Annotated in this window: 15 protein-coding genes; 5 read left to right on the top strand and 10 right to left on the bottom strand. The window is 72.9% G+C overall.

The window, feature by feature from the left end; translation table 11 throughout:
• The first annotated feature begins 55 nt into the window (after positions 1-55).
• Both ACYVOF_RS11980 and ACYVOF_RS11975 read left to right on the top strand, forming a co-directional pair.
• Entirely contained in the window at positions 56-1,024 is a 969-nt protein-coding gene (locus tag ACYVOF_RS11980; RefSeq protein ID WP_460866734.1) for an ATP-binding cassette domain-containing protein, read from the top strand.
• On the top strand, positions 1,021-1,893 hold the full coding sequence (locus ACYVOF_RS11975; protein ID WP_460866732.1) for an ABC transporter permease: 873 nt from the start codon (positions 1,021-1,023) through the stop codon (positions 1,891-1,893). Before ACYVOF_RS11980 ends, ACYVOF_RS11975 begins: the two co-directional genes overlap by 4 nt.
• A gap of 7 nt (positions 1,894-1,900) precedes the next feature.
• On the opposite strand, the gene ndk is transcribed toward ACYVOF_RS11975, so the two are convergent.
• The 7 genes from ndk to ACYVOF_RS11940 form a co-directional block, all read right to left on the bottom strand.
• The gene (gene ndk / locus ACYVOF_RS11970) at positions 1,901-2,329 is read right to left on the bottom strand and encodes a nucleoside-diphosphate kinase (protein ID WP_460866731.1); all 429 of its coding nucleotides are present in this window, start codon (positions 2,327-2,329) and stop codon (positions 1,901-1,903) included.
• Positions 2,330-2,355: 26 nt separating this feature from the next.
• A complete protein-coding gene (locus ACYVOF_RS11965; protein WP_460866728.1) occupies positions 2,356-2,652 on the bottom strand; it encodes a GNAT family N-acetyltransferase in 297 nt (98 codons plus the stop codon).
• Complete coding sequence (locus ACYVOF_RS11960) at positions 2,649-4,127, bottom strand: amino acid permease (protein WP_460866726.1); 1,479 nt, start codon at positions 4,125-4,127, stop codon at positions 2,649-2,651. Before ACYVOF_RS11960 ends, ACYVOF_RS11965 begins: the two co-directional genes overlap by 4 nt.
• A gap of 109 nt (positions 4,128-4,236) precedes the next feature.
• Entirely contained in the window at positions 4,237-4,572 is a 336-nt protein-coding gene (locus tag ACYVOF_RS11955) for a DUF4233 domain-containing protein (RefSeq protein WP_460866868.1), read from the bottom strand.
• A gap of 65 nt (positions 4,573-4,637) precedes the next feature.
• Complete coding sequence (folC, locus tag ACYVOF_RS11950; protein WP_460866724.1) at positions 4,638-6,017, bottom strand: bifunctional tetrahydrofolate synthase/dihydrofolate synthase; 1,380 nt, start codon at positions 6,015-6,017, stop codon at positions 4,638-4,640.
• Positions 6,014-8,698 (bottom strand): valine--tRNA ligase, encoded by a 2,685-nt coding sequence (locus ACYVOF_RS11945; RefSeq protein WP_460866722.1) that lies wholly within the window; start codon positions 8,696-8,698, stop codon positions 6,014-6,016. Before ACYVOF_RS11945 ends, folC begins: the two co-directional genes overlap by 4 nt.
• A 10-nt stretch (positions 8,699-8,708) precedes the next feature.
• Positions 8,709-9,344: an NTP transferase domain-containing protein gene (locus tag ACYVOF_RS11940; RefSeq protein ID WP_460866720.1), complete on the bottom strand. Its 636-nt coding sequence runs from the start codon at positions 9,342-9,344 to the stop codon at positions 8,709-8,711.
• Positions 9,345-9,376: 32 nt separating this feature from the next.
• Between ACYVOF_RS11940 and ACYVOF_RS11935 the strand changes: the two genes are divergently transcribed.
• From ACYVOF_RS11935 to fdhD, 3 genes are all read left to right on the top strand, one after another.
• On the top strand, positions 9,377-9,802 hold the full coding sequence (locus ACYVOF_RS11935) for an HIT family protein (protein ID WP_460866718.1): 426 nt from the start codon (positions 9,377-9,379) through the stop codon (positions 9,800-9,802).
• Positions 9,803-9,928: 126 nt separating this feature from the next.
• Complete coding sequence (locus tag ACYVOF_RS11930; protein ID WP_460866716.1) at positions 9,929-10,819, top strand: formate/nitrite transporter family protein; 891 nt, start codon at positions 9,929-9,931, stop codon at positions 10,817-10,819.
• Between the two features lie 110 nt (positions 10,820-10,929).
• Complete coding sequence (gene fdhD, locus ACYVOF_RS11925) at positions 10,930-11,760, top strand: formate dehydrogenase accessory sulfurtransferase FdhD (RefSeq protein WP_460866714.1); 831 nt, start codon at positions 10,930-10,932, stop codon at positions 11,758-11,760.
• Positions 11,761-11,778: 18 nt separating this feature from the next.
• On the opposite strand, the gene clpX is transcribed toward fdhD, so the two are convergent.
• The 3 genes from clpX to ACYVOF_RS11910 form a co-directional block, all read right to left on the bottom strand.
• On the bottom strand, positions 11,779-13,059 hold the full coding sequence (clpX, locus tag ACYVOF_RS11920; RefSeq protein WP_460866712.1) for an ATP-dependent Clp protease ATP-binding subunit ClpX: 1,281 nt from the start codon (positions 13,057-13,059) through the stop codon (positions 11,779-11,781).
• A gap of 240 nt (positions 13,060-13,299) precedes the next feature.
• A complete protein-coding gene (locus ACYVOF_RS11915) occupies positions 13,300-13,956 on the bottom strand; it encodes an ATP-dependent Clp protease proteolytic subunit (RefSeq protein WP_460866710.1) in 657 nt (218 codons plus the stop codon).
• A 43-nt stretch (positions 13,957-13,999) separates the two neighbouring features.
• Positions 14,000-14,590 carry an ATP-dependent Clp protease proteolytic subunit gene (locus tag ACYVOF_RS11910; RefSeq protein ID WP_460866708.1) on the bottom strand — a complete coding sequence of 197 codons (591 nt, stop codon included), beginning with the start codon at positions 14,588-14,590 and terminating at the stop codon, positions 14,000-14,002.
• Positions 14,591-14,690: the final 100 nt, after the last annotated feature.

The raw sequence follows: 14,690 nt of genomic DNA, 5'->3' as shown, positions 1-14,690 counted from the left end.
CCACCGGGCAAAACCGGCGTGAGAAGTGTCGGACCGGCTCGATACCCTCCACCTCGTGAGCGACGCGTCGGTGGTGGCCGAGGACCTGGTCAAGGTCTACAAGGGTGACGTGCGGGCCCTGGACGGGGTGAGCTTCACCGTCCCCGAGGGCACCGTGCTGGGCCTGCTCGGCCCGAACGGGGCGGGCAAGACCACGTCGGTGCGCGTGCTGAGCACCCTGCTCAGGCCGACGTCCGGGCGCGCCCGGGTCGCCGGGGTCGACGTGCTGGCCGACCCGGAGGGCGCGCGCCGGGTGATCGGCCTCGCCGGGCAGTACGCCGCCGTCGACGAGGCCCTGACCGGGGCGGAGAACCTGCGGCTGGTGGGCCGGCTGAACCACCTGTCCCGGTCCGAGGGCCGCTCCCGGGCGGACGTGCTGCTGGAGCGCTTCGAGCTGGCCGACGCGGCGGACCGGCCGCTGAAGACCTACTCCGGGGGCATGCGGCGCCGCCTCGACCTGGCCGCGGCCCTCGTCGCCCGGCCCCCGGTGCTGTTCCTCGACGAGCCGACCACCGGGCTGGACCCGCGCAGCCGCATCGAGCTGTGGGGCGTGATCGAGGAGCTCGTCGCCGACGGGACCACCCTGCTGCTGACCACGCAGTACCTGGAGGAGGCCGACCGCCTCGCCGACCGCATCTGCGTCGTCGACCACGGCCGCGTCATCGCCGAGGGCACGTCCACCGAGCTCAAGGACACCCTCGGCGGCACGGTCGTGGAGGTCGAGCTGGCCGACGAGGACGCGGCCGGCCGCGCCGCGACCGCGCTGGACGGGGTGGCGTCCTCGCCCCCGTCGCGGCACGGGACCACGGTCCGGGTCTCGGCCTCGGGCGGGGTGGCGACGATGACCGAGGTGGTGCGCCGCCTCGACGACGCCGACCTCGAGCCCACCGGCCTGGCCATGCGCCAGCCCAGCCTGGACGACGTCTTCCTCTCCCTGACCGGACGCGACACCAGCCCCGCCGAGACCGCCGAGGACGCCTCATGAGCACCGCCGACACCGCCCTGGCCCCCGCCACCGGGGACGACCGCCCCGAGCGGCCCACCCACTCCCGGCTGGGCTGGGCGCTGCGGGACACCGGCGCCATGGCCGGGCGCAACCTGCGCCGGCTCTCCCGCGCGCCCGACCAGGTCGTGTTCACGGTGGTCTCGCCGATCATGTTCACGCTGCTGTTCCGCTACGTGTTCGGCGGGGCCATCGGCGGGCTGGGCCCGATCGACTACGTCAACTACCTCATCCCGGGCATCGCCGTGCAGACCGCGATCTTCTCCGCGGGCAATACCGGCTTCGCCCTCGCCGAGGACCGCGGCCGCGGCTTCATCGACCGGCTGAAGTCGCTGCCGATGGCCCGCAGCGCCGTCCTCGCCGGCCGGGTGGTGGCCGACACCCTGACCAACGCGGTCGGCCTGGTGGTGCTCGTGCTGGTCGGCTTCGCCGTCGGCTACCGGCCGTCGAGCTACCCGGGGCTGCTGCTGGGCCTGCTGCTGCTCCTCGCCTTCGCCCTGGCCGTGTCGTTCATCATCGCCATCGTCGGGCTCTACGCCAGCAACGTGCAGACGGTCAACGCGGCGACGTTCCCGGTGATCTTCCCGCTGACGTTCGCCAGCAGCGCCTTCGTCCCCACCTCGACGCTGCCGTCGTGGCTGCGGGCGTTCGCGGACAACCAGCCGGTGAGCATCGTCATCAACGCGGTGCGGTCGCTGACGATCGGCGATATCCCGCCCGAGCTGCGCGAGCAACTCTTCGCCGGCCGCAGCACGAGCAGCCTGATCGTGCTGTCGCTGGTGTGGACCGTGGTCATCGCCGCGGTGTTCGGCTCGCTCGCCGTCCGCCGCTACAACAACCAGGACTCCTGAGGCCTGCTCAGCCCAGGCCGGGGAACCACAGCGCGATCTCGCGGGCGGCCGACTCCTCGGAGTCCGAGCCGTGCACCAGGTTGCGCTGGGTCTCCAGGCCGAGGTCGCCGCGGATCGAGCCCGGCGCGGCCTTCTCGACGGGGTCGGTGCCGCCGGCGAGCTGGCGGAATGCCGGGATGGCCCGCGGGCCCTCGACCACCGCGGCCACGAGCGGGCCGGAGGTGATGAAGTCCAGCAGCGAGGCCAGGAACGGCTTGCCCTCGTGCTCGGCGTAGTGCTCCTGCGCCACCTCGCGCTCGACGGTGCGCAGCTCGAGGGCGACCAGCCGCAGGCCCTTGCGCTCGATGCGGGCGAGGATCTCCCCGGTGAGGCTGCGGGCCACCCCGTCGGGCTTGACGAGGACGAGGGTGCGCTGGGTGTCTGTCGCCTGGGTCACGCGCGGCAGCCTATCGGTCGCCCCGCTCAGGTCGGGGGGTCGGCCACCAGGTCGAGGTCGTCGGGGTGGCGCTCGAGGTAGGCGGCGATGAACGGGCACCGCGGGGTCAGGGTCAACGAGCGGGCCCGGACGTCGTCGAGCGCCGCCCGGGCCAGCGCGCCGCCGACGCCGTGGCCCTCCCAGGCCGGGTCGACCTCGGTGTGGGTGAACGTCCGGTGCGTCCCGCGCGGCTCGTAGGCCGCGAAGCCGACCCGCTCGCCCCCGATCGTCGCCTCGTAGCGGCGCCGCTCGGGGACGTCGGTGACCTCGACGCGCCCGGTCACCGCCGCGACACGGTGGCCGCGCCCGCCACCTGGTCCTTGAGCCGGCTGCGGTGGTAGCCGTAGGCGAAGTAGATGGCGATGCCCAGCACCATCCAGACCAGGAACCGGAGCCACGTCTCCCCGGCCAGGTTGAGCATCAGGTACACGCTGACCAGCACGGACAGGATGGGCAGGGCGGGGACGGCGGGGCAGCGGAACGCCCGCGGCAGCTCGGGCCGGGTGCGGCGCAGCACGATCACCCCGATGGCGACCAGCACGAACGCGAACAGGGTGCCGATGTTGACGAGGTTGGCCAGCTCGGAGAGCGGGACGAGGAACGAGATGAGCGCGACGACGACCCCGGTCACCACCGTGGTGCGCACGGGCGCCCCGGTGCGCTCGGACACGGTCGAGAACACCGGCGGCAGCAGCCGGTCGCGGCTCATGGCGAAGAACACCCGGCTCTGGCCGAGCATGAGCACCATCATCACGGTGGTCAGCCCGACCAGCGCCCCCACCGAGACGAGCGTGGCGATGACGGGCTGACCGACCGACCGGAACGCCTCCGCCAGCGGGGCGTCGACGCTGATGTCGGTGTACTTGACCATCCCGGTGATGACGATGCTGACCAGCACGTAGAGCAAGGTGCAGATGGCGAGCGAGCCGAAGATGCCCCGGGGCATGTCCCGCTGCGGGTTGCGGGTCTCCTCCGCGGAGGTGGCGACGATGTCGAAGCCGATGAAGGCGAAGAACACCAGCGCCGCACCGGTGAAGATGCCCGTGACGCCGAACGCCCCGGGCGCGAAGCCGAGGTCCTGCAGCAGCGACGGGGTGCTCTCGGCCCCGGCCGCGGCGGGTGAGCCGGCGGGCGGGATGAACGGCGAGTAGTTCGATGCCTTGACGTAGAACGCGCCGGCCACGATGACCAGCAGCACGATGGCGACCTTGACGATGACGGCGACCAGGTTGACCTGGGCGGAGACCTTGATGCCCTGGCTGATCACGGCGGTGAGCACGAGCACGATGGCGGCGGCGACGACGTTGTGCCCGTCCCCGGTGATCGCGGCCGGCAGCGTGATCCCGGCCTGGCCGAGGACGTCGGTGAAGTACGTCGACCACCCGACGGCGACGGTGCTGGCCCCCAGCGCGAGCTCGAGGATGAGGTCCCAGCCGATGATCCAGGCCACGAGCTCGCCCAGGCTGGCGTAGGAGAACGTGTAGGCCGACCCGGCCACGGGCACGGTCGAGGCGAACTCCGCGTAGCAGAGCGCCGCGAGCGCGCAGCCGAACCCGGCGAAGACGAAGGACAGCGCGACGGCCGGCCCCGCCTGCACCCCCGCGGCCTCCCCGGTGAGGACGAAGATGCCGGTGCCGATGACGACGCCGACCCCGAAGACGGTCAGCTGGACCCAGCCGAGCGTCTTGTTCAGCTGGTGGCCGGGCTCCTCGGTGTCCTCGATGGACTGCTCGACGGTCTTGGTGCGGAACGCCCCCATGGTGGCTCCCTGCCTCGTGGCCCGGTGGTGGCACGAGACGCTAGACCGCTGCCCCCCGCAACGCTGCACGACACAACGGACGGGCCGCGACCAGGAACCCGGGGACGGGTCAGGACGGCGGGTACTGGCTGCGCAGCGTGCCCGCCTCGAGCCGGCGGGCCACGTCGCGGCGGAACACCAGGATGAGCGCCCACAGGAAGGCGAAGACGATCCCCGCGATGCCCAGCGGCACGTTGACCAGCAGCCCGGCGACGAACAGCACCTGCACCGCGAGGTTGTAGGTCAGCGCCCACGGCCGGCGCTGCAGGCCGGCCCCGAGCACGAGCAGCAGCGTCAGCAGCCCGACGTAGAGCCCCGCGACCAGCGAGATCCCACCCCCCACGGTGCTGATGACCGGCAGCGCGAGCAGCACGATGATGACCTCGAGCACCAGGGTGCCCGCCATGACGCCGCGCAGGCCCTTCCACGGGTCGGGCGGGCTGGCCAGCGGCTCGGGCCGTGCGGGGGTGCTCACCCGGGCACCCCGCCCAGCATGGTGCGCGCCTCGCCGACGGTGACGACCGAGCCGGTGACGACGACACCGGCACCGGAGACCGACTCCCCGGGGTCGCCCACCTCCTCGGCCATGCCCACGGCGGTCTCCAGGGCGTCGGCGAGCGAGTCGGCGACCACCACCCGCTCGTCGCCAAACCGGGCCACGGCCAAGTTGGCGAGCTCCTCGACGTCCATCGCGCGCGGCGAGCCCGACCGCGTCACGACGACCTCGTCGAGCACCGGCTCCAGCGCCTCGAGGACCCCGGCGACGTCCTTGTCCCGCATGACCGCGACCACGCCCACCAGCTTGCGGAAGTCGAACTCCTCGCGCAGCGCGGCGGCCAGAGCGCGGGCGCCGGCCGGGTTGTGGGCGGCGTCGAGGAACACCGTCGGCGCGCTGCGCACCCGCTCGAGCCGGCCGGGGCTCGCCACCCCGGCGAAGGCCTCGCGCACGGCGTCCGCGTCGAGCCTGCGGTCCGCGCCCGCCCCGAAGAACGCCTCGACCGCGGCCAGGGCGAGCACGGCGTTGTGCGCCTGGTGCTCGCCGTGCATCGGCAAGAACACGTCCTCGTAGACCCCGCCGAGGCCCTGCAGCCGGAGCTGCTGGCCCCCCACGGCGACCTGGCGGCCGAGCACGGCGAGCTCGCTGCCCTCCCGGGCGACGGCCGCGTCGACCTCCACGGCGCGGCGCAGCAGCACCTCCATCACCTCGGGCTCCTGCTCGGCGATGACGACCACCGAGCCCGGCTTGATCACGCCGGCCTTCTCGGCGGCGATCCCGGCGAGGTCGGTGCCCAGGTACTCGGTGTGGTCCAGCGAGATCGGGGCGATGACGGCCACCTGCCCGTCGATGACGTTGGTGGCGTCCCACCGCCCGCCGAGGCCGACCTCGACCACGGCGACGTCGACGGGCGCGTCGGCGAACAGCGCGTAGGCCATGCCGGTGAGCACCTCGAACTTGCTCAGCCGCGGGCCGCCGTCGGCCTCGGAGCGGGAGTCGACCATGGCCAGGAACGGGGCGATCTCCTGGTAGGTCTCGACGTACCGCAGCGGGTCGACGGGCGCACCGTCCACGCAGATCCGCTCGGTGACCAGCTGCAGGTGCGGGCTGGTGAGCCGGCCGGTGCGCAGCTGCAGCCGGGTCAGCAGGGCGTCGACCATGCGGCTGACCGAGGTCTTGCCGTTGGTGCCGGCCACGTGGATGGCCGGGTAGCTGCGCTGCGGGTTGCCCAGCACGTCCATGAGCGCGGTGATGCGCACCAGCGACGGCTCGATCTGCGTCTCCGGCCACCGCGTGTCCAGCTCGGCCTCGACGGCGCCGAGCTCGGCGAGCCCCGCGGGGGCGACGTCGCTCACGAGGCGGCCGGCTCGGGCAGTGCGGCCAGCCGGGCGTCGAGCCGCTCGATCTCCTCGGCGGCGGTGCGCTGCCGGGTGCGGATCTTCTCCACCACCGGCTCCGGCGCCTTGGCCAGGAACGCCTCGTTGCCCAGCTTGGCGGTGGTGCCGTCGAGCTCCTTGCGCGCCGCGCCCAGCTCCTTGGTCAGCCGGGCCCGCTCGGCGGCCACGTCGACGGTGCCGGAGGTGTCGAGCTCGACGGTGACCGTGGCCCGGCTCAGCCGGACCTCGACCGAGGCCGTCGGGGTGAAGTCCTCCCCGGCCGGGGTCAGCCGGGCCAGGGCGACGACGTGGTCGAGCATCCCGGCGAGGTCGGCGCGGTCGACCTGGCCGACGCGGGCGGCCACCCGCTGGCCGGGCCGCAGGCCCTGGTCGGCGCGGAAGCGGCGCACCTCGGTGACGAGGCGCTGCACGTCGGCGACGCGGCGGGCGGCGTCGGCGTCGGGCGTGGCGTCGGCCGCCCCGGGCCGGACGGGCCAGTCGGCGACGACGACGGACTCCCCGCCGGTGAGCGCGGTCCACAGCGTCTCGGTGACGAAGGGCATCACCGGGTGCAGGGCGCGGAGCAGCGCGTCGAGCACGTGGCCCAGCACCGCGCGGGTGGCCGGCGCCTGCGCGGGGTCCGCCGTCTGCACCTTGGCCAGCTCGAGGTACCAGTCGCAGAGCTCGTCCCACGCGAAGTGGTAGAGCGCCTCGCTGGCCCGGCCGACCTCGTAGCGGTCGAGCGCGGCGTCGACCTCGGCGAGCACGGCGTCGAGCCGGTCGAGGACCCAGCGGTCGGCGTCGGTGAGCCCGGCGCGGTCGGGCAGGCCGTCGGTCGAGGCCTCCAGCAGCAGCGCCAGCTTGGTCGCGTTGAACAGCTTGGTGGCGAAGTTCCGCGACGCCTGGGCGGCGTCCTCGCCCACGGCCAGGTCGGAGCCCGGGTTCGAGCCGCGCGCGAGGGTGAAGCGCAGCGCGTCGGCCCCGAAGCGCTCGACCCAGTCCAGCGGGTCGATCCCGTTGCCCTTGCTCTTGCTCATCTTGCGGCCCTGCGCGTCGCGGACCAGGCCGTGCAGCAGCACGTCGGTGAACGGCACGGCCTGCTCGGGGGCCGCCCCGTCGCCGGCCTCGTCCCCACCGAGGGCGTAGGTGCCGAACATCATCATCCGCGCCACCCAGAAGAACAGGATGTCGTAGCCGGTGACCAGCACCGACGTCGGGTAGAAGCGCTCCAGCTCGGCGGTGCGCTCGGGCCAGCCGAGGGTGGAGAAGGGCCACAGCCCGGAGGAGAACCAGGTGTCCAGGACGTCCGGGTCCTGCGTCCAGCCCTCCCCCGTCGGCGGCTCGTCGTCGGGGCCGACGCAGACGACCTCGCCGTCGGGGCCGTAGAACACCGGGATGCGGTGGCCCCACCACAGCTGCCGGGAGATGCACCAGTCGTGCATGTGGTCGACCCAGTCGAACCAGCGCGGCTCGAGCCCCGCGGGGTGGATGGTGGTGCGCCCGTCGCGCACCGCGTCGCCCGCGGCCTTCGCGAGGGTCTCCACGGCGACGAACCACTGCAGGCTCAGCCGCGGCTCGATGGGCTCGCCGGTGCGCTCGGAGTGCCCGACGCTGTGCAGGTACGGCCGCTTCTCGGCGACCACCCGGCCCTGCTCGGCCAGGGCCTCCCGGACGGCGACGCGGGCGGCGAACCGGTCGAGGCCGTCGAAGGCCGTGCCCGTGCCGGTGACGGTGCCCGCCTCGTCGAGGATCGAGGGCATGGGCAGACCGTGGCGCCGGCCCACCTCGAAGTCGTTCGGGTCGTGCGCCGGGGTGATCTTGACCGCGCCGGTGCCGAACTCCGGGTCGACGTAGTCGTCGGCGACCACCGGCACGTCGTGCCCGGTGAACGGGTGGGTGAAGACGTGGCCGACGAGCGCGGTGTAGCGCTCGTCGTCGGGGTGCACGGCGATGGCGGTGTCGCCCAGCATGGTCTCGACCCGGGTGGTGGCCACCACGACGTGCGGCTCGGCGTCGTCCAGCGAGCCGTAGCGCAGGCTGACGAGCTCACCCTCGACGTCGGAGTAGCTGACCTCGATGTCACTGATGGCACTGCGCAGCGCGGGCGACCAGTTGACCATCCGCTCGGCGCGGTAGACCAGCCCGTCGTCGTAGAGCCGGCGGAAGATCGTCTGCACGGCACGGGAGAGGCCCTCGTCGAGGGTGAAGCGCTCCCGGGACCAGTCGACGCCGTCGCCGAGGCGGCGCATCTGCCCGCGCACTGTGTCCCCGGACTCCTTGGTCCAGTCCCACACCTTCTCGACGAAGAGCTCGCGGCCGTAGTCGTGGCGGGTCTTGCCGTCCACCGCGACCTGCTTCTCCACCACGGTCTGGGTGGCGATCCCGGCGTGGTCGGTGCCCGGCAGCCACAGCACCTCGTAGCCCTGCATGCGCTTGCGGCGGGTCAGCACGTCCATGAGCGTGTGGTCGAGCGCGTGGCCCATGTGCAGGCTGCCGGTGACGTTGGGCGGGGGCAGCACGATCGAGTACGCGGGCTTGCCGCTGGCCGGGTCCGCGGTGAAGTACCCGGCGTCCACCCAGCGCTGGTAGAGGGTGCCCTCCACGGCGGCCGGGTCCCACGAGCCGGGCAGCGGGGGGCGGGGCGGCGGTGCGGTGGTCACACCCCCGATCCTATTCGTCGGGCGCGCGGTGCCCCGTCCGCCCCGGGGCGGTCAGCGCCGCCCACTCGGCCGGGGTGTTGGCCCCCCGGACCGAGCCCAGCGCGGGGTCGGCGGCGGCCAGGGCGGGGTCGGCCAGCAGCTGCGCCCGGCCCACCTCGCGGGTGCGCGCCCCGCGCAGCAGGGCCCGTACCGGGGCCGCGTCCGCCGCCAGGTCGGCGGCCGCGGCCGCGAGGTGGGTGCGGTAGACGGCGAGCAGGGGGTGGGCCTGACCGTCCACCACCGGCACCACCGCGTCGTCGTCCGGGCGCAGCAGGCCGAGCAGGGTCGTGAGCAGGGCGTGGTGCAGCAGCGGCAGGTCCGTCGCGCACACGCACGCCACGTCGCGCCCGGCCGCGGCGGCCGCGGCGAGCCCGCGCGCCACCCCGGCGAGCGGCCCCCGGTCCAGGACGTCGTCGTGCAGCACGGTCACCCCCGTGTCGGGCACGGTCCGACCGGGCGCGGTGACCACGAGGACGGGGTCGCACACCGCGCGCAGCTCGGCCACGACGTGGGCCAGCAGCGGGGCCCCGCGGTGGGGCAGCTCCGCCTTGGGCGAGCCCATCCGGCGCGACCGGCCGCCCGCCAGCACCACTCCCGCCGCGACCACGCCCCGAGGGTAGGCGGTTAGGTTCTCAGGCCATGGCGACCTTGTTCACCCGCATCATCTCCGGCGAGATCCCCGGGAGGTTCGTCTGGCGCGACGAGCGCTGCGTGGTCTTCCTGACCATCAACCCGCTCGCCCCGGGGCACGCGCTGGTGGTCCCGCGCGAGGAGGTCGACCACTGGATCGACCTGCCCGCGGACCTGGCCGCGCACCTGTGGGTGGTGGCGCAGCACGTCGGCCGGGCCCAGCAGGACGCGTTCTCCCCGAGCAAGGTCGGCGTGCTGGTGGCGGGCGAGGAGGTGCCGCACACCCACGTGCACCTCATCCCGTTCACCAGCGTGCGCCAGCTCGAGATCAGCAACGCCGAGGCCGACCCCGACCCCGCCGCCCTCGACGACGCGGCCGAGCGGCTGCGGGCGGCGCTGCGCGCCGCGGGCCACCCGGAGACGGTCGACGCCTGAGGCGCCCGGACCCCGGGCGGGTGCGGTCCGTCGTGACCGGGATGTGACCGTCTCGCGCGGCCCGTGGGCGCGCAGGGTCCTACGGTGCTCTGCGACACCCGTCACCGAGGGACGAGAGGCACACGCATGTCCTACAACACCCCCCAGGAGACCGCGGAGCTCGCGGTCACCTCCGGCACGGCGAAGGCCCACCTCAGCCCGGCGAAGGCCGTCGTCGGCGGGATCCTCGCCGGCGCCTACATCGCCTTCGGCGGCCTGCTGGCCATCGTCGCCTCCGCCGGGCTCAAGTCCGAGGACTGGGGCGGGATCGTCACCCTGGTCACCGGGCTGACCTTCAGCCTCGGCCTGGTGCTGGTCGTCGTGGGCGGCGCCGAGCTGCTCACCGGGAACATGATGCTGCTGCCCATGGCGGCCCTGCGCGGCAAGGTCGGACCCGGCAAGATCGCCGTGAACTTCGGCCTGCTCATCATCGGCAACCTCATCGGGTCGCTCATCGTGGCCTACTTCCTGGCCTCCGGCACCGGGGTGATCGGGACCGCGTCGTCCGCGGCCGGCTCCACGGGGGCGTCGAACTACGCGCGCCTGGCCACGATCACCGTCGGCAAGGCCGTCACCGAGAGCGACTACCAGATCTTCCTGCGCGCGGTCGGCTGCAACTGGCTGGTCTGCCTCGGGGTGTGGCTGGGCCTCGCCGCGAAGACGGTGGGCGGCAAGATCCTGGGCATCGTCTTCCCCATCACCGCGTTCGTGGCGCTGGGCTTCGACCACGTCGTGGCCAACATGTTCTTCCTGCCGCTGGCCATGTTCCAGCACGTCCCGGGGGTGACGTTCACCCACACGCTGAACAACCTGGTCTTCGCGTTCCTCGGCAACGGCCTGGGGGCCGCGCTGTTCGTCGCCGGCGCCTACTGGTTCCTCTACCTCAAGGACGCCCCGGCGACGGCCGCGACCACCGACGCCGCGTCCAACGGCGGGAACGGGGCACGGGCGACGGGGAAGGCCCGCTCCCGGTCCTGACCCGGAGCGACCTCCGCACGGGGGAGGGACCACGCGGTCCCTCCCCCGTCGGCGTGGGGGCGGTGCGCGGGCGGTGGGAGACTGGTGGGACACCAGCGAAGGAGCCGACCGTGGGACGTGTGACCGCTCGACACCCCGTCCGCCGCATCACCGCCGAGGGCGAGGTGCGCCGGCCCGACACGCTCGCCGTCGAGGAGCCGATGGAGCTGCGGGTGGCCGGCCGCTCGATCGCCGTCACCATGCGGACGCCCGGCCACGACGTGGACCTGGTGCACGGCTTCCTGCTCACCGAGGGCGTGATCGGCTCAAGCGACGACGTCGCGGTGGTGCGCTACTGCGACGGGGTCGACGACGAGGGCCGCAACACCTACAACGTCCTCGACACCGACCTGGCCGCCGGGGTCGCCCCGCCCGAGCTGGGCGTCGAGCGCAACTTCTACACGACCTCGTCGTGCGGGGTGTGCGGCAAGGGCTCGCTGGAGGCGGTCAAGCTCAAGACCCGCCACTCCCCCGCGGGTGACGACACCACCGTCACCCCGGCGGTGCTGTCGTCCCTGCCAGACACGTTGCGCGCGGCGCAGAAGGTGTTCGACTCCACCGGGGGGCTGCACGCGGCCGGGCTGTTCACCCCCGCCGGCGAGCTGCTCGTGCTCCGCGAGGACGTCGGCCGCCACAACGCCGTCGACAAGGTCGTCGGGTGGGCGGTGCGCGAGGGGCGGGTCCCGCTCGCCAGCACGGTGCTCATGGTCAGCGGCCGGGCGTCGTTCGAGCTGGTGCAGAAGGCGGCCATGGCCGGGGTGCCCCTGCTGGCGGCGGTGTCGGCGCCGTCGTCGCTGGCCGTGGCCCTGGCCGACGAGCAGGGCCTCACGGTCGTGGGGTTCCTGCGCGGGGAGACGATGAACGTCTACACCCACCCCGACCGGGTGCTCGCCCGCAGCTGAGCGGCACCGGCCGCAGGCTCAGGCCGACTTGGTCTGGCGCTCCTCGCGCGGCGGCGTGCGCGGCACGATCGTGGGGAGCACGTTGTCGCGCACCGTGTCCTCGGTGACGACGACCTTCTCGACGTCGTCGCGCGAGGGGATGTCGTACATCACGGGGAGCAGGACCTCCTCCATGATGGCGCGCAGCCCGCGGGCGCCGGTGCCGCGCAGGATGGCCTGGTCGGCGATGGCGCCGAGCGCCTCGGGGGTGAACTCGAGCTCCACCCCGTCGAGGTCGAACAGCCGTCGGTACTGCTTGACCAGCGCGTTCTTGGGCTCGGAGAGGATGGTGACCAGCGAGTCCTTGTCCAGGTTGGTCACGCTGGCGACGACGGGCAGCCGGCCGATGAACTCCGGGATGAGCCCGAACTTGATGAGGTCCTCGGGCATGACGTCGGCGAAGCGGTCCACCGTGTCCACCTCGGCCTTGGAGCGCACCTCGGCCCCGAAGCCGAGGCCGCGCTTGCCGACGCGGTCGGAGACGATCCGCTCCAGCCCCGCGAACGCACCGGCCACGATGAACAGCACGTTGGTGGTGTCGATCTGGATGAACTCCTGGTGCGGGTGCTTGCGGCCGCCCTGCGGGGGGACGCTGGCCTGCGTGCCCTCGAGGATCTTCAGCAGCGCCTGCTGCACGCCCTCGCCGGACACGTCCCGGGTGATCGACGGGTTCTCCGACTTGCGGGCGATCTTGTCGACCTCGTCGATGTAGATGATGCCGGTCTCGGCCCGCTTGACGTCGTAGTCCGCGGCCTGGATCAGCTTGAGCAGGATGTTCTCGACGTCCTCGCCGACGTAGCCGGCCTCGGTCAGCGCGGTCGCGTCGGCGATCGCGAAGGGGACGTTGAGCATCTTGGCCAGCGTCTGGGCGAGGTAGGTCTTGCCGCAGCCGGTGGGGCCGAGCATGAGGATGTTCGACTTGGCCAGCTCGACGGCCTCGTCGCGGGGGTCGCGGGCCTTCTCGCCGGCCTGGACCCGCTTGTAGTGGTTGTAGACCGCCACGGCGAGGGTGCGCTTGGCCGTGTCCTGGCCGATGACGTAGTTCTCGAGAAAGGCCCGGATCTCGGCCGGCTTGGGCAGCTCGTCGAGCTTGACCTCGCCCGCCTCGGCGAGCTCCTCCTCGATGATCTCGTTGCAGAGGTCGATGCACTCGTCGCAGATGTAGACGCCCGGGCCCGCGATGAGCTTCTTGACCTGCTTCTGGCTCTTGCCGCAGAACGAGCACTTGAGCAGATCGCCACCGTCACCAATGCGCGCCATGCCTGCTGTCCCTGCTTCCGTCGTGGTCCGGTCGGTGGGGCACCGGGCCGTCGTCGCTGGTCGGGTCGAGTCCCGACCGTACCCGCCGTGCCCGACGACCGGGGGTCCTCGGGCACGGCACCAGCCGGTCGGTGGGGCCGACCCACCGCGTGTCGGTCGACACCCTGCCCGCCACCCGGACGCCCGCGGGGGACGCCCGGGTGCGCGGCGTGTCAGGCCTGGGCCGGGCCCGACGGCCCGCTACGCCTGGGCCGAGAGCTTCCGGTAGGGCAGCACGTCGTCGATGATCCCGTAGGTCCTGGCCTCCTCGGCCGTCAGGATCTTGTCGCGCTCGATGTCCTCGCGGACCTGGTCGGCGTCGCGACCGGTGTGGCGGGCCATCGTGGTCTCCAGCAGGCGCCGCATCCGCTGGATCTCCGCGGCCTGGATTTCCAGGTCGGAGACCTGGCCCTGGATGCCGCCCGAGGCGGGCTGGTGGATGAGCACGCGGGCGTTGGGCAGCGCCATCCGCTTGCCGGGGGTGCCCGCGGCGAGCAGCACGGCCGCCGCGGAGGCGGCCTGGCCGAGGCACACGGTCCGGATGTCGGCACGGACGTACTGCATCGTGTCGTAGATGGCCATCAGCGAGGTGAAGGAGCCACCGGGCGAGTTGATGTACATCGTGATGTCGCGGTCCGGGTCGTCGGACTCCAGCACGAGCAGCTGGGCCATGACGTCGTTGGCGGAGGCGTCGTCGACCTGCACGCCGAGGAAGATGATGCGCTCCTCGAAGAGCTTGTTGTACGGGTTCGACTCCTTCATCCCGTAGCTGGTGCGCTCGACGAAGGACGGCAGGACGTAGCGGGAGCTGGGGAGCGACAGCGCGGGATCGCCCGCGCCGGGCTGGATGGGGCTCATGGGGTCTCCTGGGGGGTGAGGACGAGCGGGCCGCGGGGGCGCGTCAGCTGGAGGCGACGCCGCCGGACTGGGCCGCGCGGGAGATGACGTGGTCGACGAAGCCGTAGTCCTTGGCCTCGGCCGCGGTGAACCAGCGGTCCCGGTCGGAGTCGGCGGTGATCTGCTCGATCGTCTGACCGGTGTGCTCGGCGATGAGCTCGGCCATCTCGCGCTTGGTGTGCTTGAACTGCTCGGCCATGATCGCGATGTCGCTCGCGGTGCCGCCGATGCCGGCCGACGGCTGGTGCATCATGATCCGCGCGTGGGGCAGGGCGTAGCGCTTGCCCTTGGCGCCGGCGGAGAGCAGGAACTGCCCCATCGAGGCGGCCAGGCCCATGCCGTAGGTCGCCACGTCGCACTCGGCGAACTGCATGGTGTCGAAGATGGCCATGCCCGCGGTGACCGAGCCGCCCGGGGAGTTGATGTAGAGCGAGATGTCGCGCGTGGGGTCCTCCGCGGAGAGCAGGAGGATCTGGGCGCAGAGCTTGTTGGCGATGTCGTCGTCCACCTGGGTGCCCAGGAAGATGATGCGCTCCTGCAGCAGGCGCTCGAAGACGGAGTCGCTGAGGTTGAGACCAGCGGTTCCGGCGCGCATGGCGGGGTTCTGCGGCGTCACGAGGGGCCTACCTTCCGGTGCGGTCGTGCGGGGTGTGGGGCAGTCCTGGGCGCGGGTCACCGAGCCGCTGGGTGGGGCC

This window comes from Rhodococcus aerolatus, from assembly GCF_054783215.1.
The sequence above is the reverse complement of the archived record's forward strand: the minus strand, read 5'-3'. Positions and strand labels throughout refer to the sequence as shown.